3 protein-coding genes and 3 pseudogenes are annotated in these 4,161 nt (G+C 50.8%); 3 read left to right on the forward strand and 3 right to left on the reverse strand.

Annotation, left to right across the window (positions count from 1 at the left end):
• Positions 1-73: 73 nt before the first annotated feature.
• Positions 74-563, reverse strand: a pseudogene (locus BHE85_RS11295) (rhodanese-like domain-containing protein); the annotation flags it as partial.
• A gap of 224 nt (positions 564-787) precedes the next feature.
• Between BHE85_RS11295 and lpxL the strand changes: the two are divergent.
• The 3 genes and pseudogenes from lpxL to BHE85_RS11310 all read left to right on the forward strand — a co-directional run bounded on the left by lpxL (position 788) and on the right by BHE85_RS11310 (position 3,561).
• Positions 788-1,708: a kdo(2)-lipid IV(A) lauroyltransferase gene (gene lpxL / locus BHE85_RS11300; protein WP_000183364.1), complete on the forward strand. Its 921-nt coding sequence runs from the start codon at positions 788-790 to the stop codon at positions 1,706-1,708.
• Between the two features lie 171 nt (positions 1,709-1,879).
• Positions 1,880-3,104, forward strand: a pseudogene (gene mdtG, locus BHE85_RS11305) (multidrug efflux MFS transporter MdtG).
• An 82-nt stretch (positions 3,105-3,186) separates the two neighbouring features.
• Positions 3,187-3,561: a MysB family protein gene (locus tag BHE85_RS11310; protein WP_000180056.1), complete on the forward strand. Its 375-nt coding sequence runs from the start codon at positions 3,187-3,189 to the stop codon at positions 3,559-3,561.
• Here the strand turns inward: BHE85_RS11310 and BHE85_RS11315 are convergent, their stop codons facing one another.
• On the reverse strand, positions 3,562-3,789 hold the full coding sequence (locus BHE85_RS11315) for a YceK/YidQ family lipoprotein (protein WP_001237205.1): 228 nt from the start codon (positions 3,787-3,789) through the stop codon (positions 3,562-3,564). It lies immediately after the preceding gene.
• Between the two features lie 52 nt (positions 3,790-3,841).
• Positions 3,842-4,161 (reverse strand): annotated as a pseudogene (locus BHE85_RS11320) (IS4 family transposase); the annotation flags it as partial.

Raw genomic sequence — 4,161 nt, forward strand, 5'->3', positions numbered from 1 at the left:
AAGACCGCACGAATATAACGGTGGGTTCCCCCCAAACGAATCGGAAAATCGATACTGGAAAAACTCTAACTCGGTGGCCAGTTTTTGTTGACCACTTCAGCATGTCGATAAATAGTGCATCGGGATCGTCAAGCATGGCGTTCACTTCCGCCGCTTGCAGATACTCACCAACATTGCTGGCATCAAAGTGAGGATCGTCAATACCGTCGGCAACAATGCGATCACGTACCTTCATGCGCAGTACCCAGAAGGATTTCCCGTCATCATCCAACGCGATATTCAGGCGTAAACCCTCTAAAGCCGGGTCGAAGGCAGAGCTGCGCGCGAAATGTTTCAACATTGCTCGCAGGTACGCTGATTTGCGCGTTAATGCCCTCATGCGCCAGATACACTCGCCCAAAAACATTCAGCGCGGTAAACAGCTGATATAAAGCGTCACGGGTCGCCTTAGGATCGGCGATGTGGAAATACTTGTAAAACGAAATGGTGGTTCGCGGTTCGCTCTCAGCCAACATTTTGGCTTTTAGCGCGTCGTTGGAAATGCGGTTGTGTAACACTGGCATGGTGTACGGTTCCTGCGAGATGGGAAAGTAAAAATCCGCGGCATGATATAGCAATTATCGATAATTAACATCCACACATTTTACGCTACATTTGCGCATTAAAAATTATTTGTTATTTACAAGCGCGGCAATTTCGCCCAGTCTTCAGCCACAAATTTTGGTTGCGGGCGAAAAAATGCGACAATACATACAATTGCCCGAATAGGTTGAAAAACAGGATTGATATGACGAATCTACCCAAGTTCTCCACCGCACTGCTTCATCCGCGTTATTGGTTAACCTGGTTGGGTATTGGCGTACTTTGGTTAGTCGTGCAATTGCCCTACCCGGTTATCTACCGCCTCGGTTGTGGATTAGGAAAACTGGCGTTACGTTTTATGAAACGACGCGCAAAAATTGTGCATCGCAACCTGGAACTGTGCTTCCCGGAAATGAGCGAACAAGAACGCCGTAAAATGGTGGTGAAGAATTTCGAATCCGTTGGCATGGGCCTGATGGAAACCGGCATGGCGTGGTTCTGGCCGGACCGCCGAATCGCGCGCTGGACGGAAGTGATCGGCATGGAACACATTCGTGACGTGCAGGCGCAAAAACGCGGCATCCTGTTAGTTGGCATCCATTTTCTGACACTGGAGCTGGGTGCGCGGCAGTTTGGTATGCAGGAACCGGGGATTGGCGTTTACCGCCCGAACGATAATCCACTGATTGACTGGCTACAAACCTGGGGCCGTTTGCGCTCAAATAAATCGATGCTCGACCGCAAAGATTTAAAAGGCATGATTAAAGCCCTGAAAAAAGGCGAAGTGGTCTGGTACGCACCGGATCATGATTACGGCCCGCGCTCAAGCGTTTTCGTCCCGTTATTTGCCGTTGAGCAGGCTGCGACCACGACCGGAACCTGGATGCTGGCACGGATGTCCGGCGCATGTCTGGTGCCCTTCGTTCCACGCCGTAAGCCAGATGGCAAAGGGTATCAATTGATTATGCTGCCGCCAGAGTGTTCTCCGCCACTGGATGATGCCGAAACTACCGCCGCGTGGATGAACAAAGTGGTCGAAAAATGCATCATGATGGCACCAGAGCAGTATATGTGGTTACACCGTCGCTTTAAAACACGCCCGGAAGGCGTTCCTTCACGCTATTAAATCTCCCCTGCCGGATGCTTCAGAATGGCATCCGGCATTACCACAGCAAATCCCCCTGATTTAGCGATAAAAGCTCTCTGGATTGCGCCCCCTGGAAGTCGGGCGCATAATTAGTGTGCTTATCTTTTCTTCTTATGTTCACCGCGCCTGGCGCACCAACAGCGGATTGCTATGTCACCCTGTGAAAATGACACCCCTATAAACTGGAAACGAAACCTGATCGTCGCCTGGCTAGGCTGTTTTCTTACCGGTGCCGCCTTCAGTCTGGTAATGCCCTTCTTACCCCTCTACGTTGAGCAGCTTGGCGTTACCGGTCACTCCGCCCTGAATATGGTCCGGTATTGTCTTCAGCATTACATTTTTATTTTCGGCCATCGCCTCACCGTTTTGGGGTGGACTCGCCGACCGTAAAGGCCGAAAACTCATGCTATTACGCTCTGCCCTCGGCATGGGCATCGTGATGGTGTTGATGGGGCTGGCACAAAATATCTGGCAGTTTTTGATCCTGCGGGCGCTTCTTGGGTTACTTGGCGGATTTGTCCCCAACGCTAATGCTCTTATCGCCACACAAGTACCGCGTAATAAAAGCGGCTGGGCGCTGGGTACGCTCTCCACAGGCGGCGTTGGTGGTGCGTTGCTCGGCCCAATGGCTGGCGGCCTGCTCGCCGATAGCTACGGCTTACGTCCGGTATTCTTTATTACCACCAGTGTGCTCATACTCTGCTTTTTCGTCACCCTGTTTTGCATCAGAGAAAAATTCCAGCCGGTCAGCAAAAAAGAGATGCTGCACATGCGGGAAGTGGTGACATCACTTAAAAACCCGAAACTGGTACTCAGCCTGTTTGTCACTACGTTAATCATCCAGGTGGCGACGGGCTCAATTGCCCCCATTCTGACGCTGTATGTCCGCGAACTGGCGGGTAACGTCAGTAACGTCGCCTTTATCAGTGGCATGATCGCCTCGGTGCCAGGCGTGGCGGCTCTGCTAAGTGCACCACGACTCGGCAAACTTGGCGATCGAATCGGACCCGAAAAGATCCTGATTACAGCGCTGATCTTTTCTGTACTGCTGTTGATCCCAATGTCTTACGTTCAGACGCCATTGCAACTTGGGATTTTACGTTTTTTGCTCGGTGCCGCCGATGGTGCACTACTCCCCGCCGTACAGACATTGTTGGTTTACAACTCGAGCAACCAGATCGCCGGGCGTATCTTCAGCTATAACCAATCGTTTCGTGATATTGGCAACGTTACCGGACCATTGATGGGAGCAGCGATTTCAGCGAACTACGGTTTCAGAGCGGTATTTCTCGTCACCGCTGGCGTAGTGTTATTCAACGCAGTCTATTCATGGAACAGTCTACGTCGTCGTCGAATACCCCAGGTATCGAACTGATTTTTCGCCTTTCATACTTGCAAAAGCGGAGAATCAGCTATCCTTTTCCCTGAAACCTCATCAACTCAAAGGGAGAATCGTGATGACCATGTACGCAACGCTTGAAGAAGCCATTGACGCTGCACGCGAAGAATTTCTTGCAGACAACCCCGGCATCGACGCCGAAGATGCGAATGTGCAACAGTTCAATGCCCAAAAATACGTTTTGCAGGACGGCGACATCATGTGGCAAGTTGAGTTTTTTGCCGACGAAGGGGAAGAAGGTGAATGTTTACCTATGCTTAGCGGTGAAGCCGCGCAAAGTGTTTTTGATGGCGACTATGATGAGATAGAGATACGCCAGGAGTGGCAGGAAGAGAATACATTACATGAATGGGACGAGGGGGAATTTCAGCTTGAGCCACCGCTGGATACCGAGGAAGGACGCGCAGCAGCTGATGAGTGGGATGAACGTTAATCACTCATACGGGCCATGATGAATGTCGATCGGCAGCAGTAAAGTATCAAAAACCAGGGAGAATGGCAGATCAAGGATTGTGACATAACGCCAGGCGGAGTCACGCACATCCCATTGCACACCGGGATAATATTGGTTGCCATGCCCCTGCCCCGGTATAGTGCGACTAATAATGCTGCCACAGCCACTCAGCAAGGTCACCATGATGCTCACCACAATTAAACGCATTTGATACCTCTTCCGTAAAAAAATACCGGCATAACGCCGTAATGCCAGTCAGTTAAGCAACTGACTGGCTCTTTTTCGGGGCTGTGGGGTATTTCCAGGGCCTCTCCTTTACCACTCTCGAAGGCCCTTCCCCTTCTCGTCGGTAATTTCACAAGTTGTCCCATACTTGCAAGATCGCGCATCAGCTCCGGTATACGTCCCGGTGAAGCGCCCTGCAATGTCATCAGCATTCTCATCACCATTCCGCATGATTCTGAGAAACTCAGTTGATTCGGCCAGTAACCTTTCAGATGTTCCGCCATTTTAATCATCTGATATCTCACCAGATTATAAGCCAGTAAGACACCCCACAGCTCTTGCTCCACAAGCTCC

The sequence above is a fragment of the Shigella sp. FC1567 genome, from assembly GCF_001743015.1.
GTDB classification, from domain to species: Bacteria; Pseudomonadota; Gammaproteobacteria; order Enterobacterales; family Enterobacteriaceae; genus Escherichia; species Escherichia coli.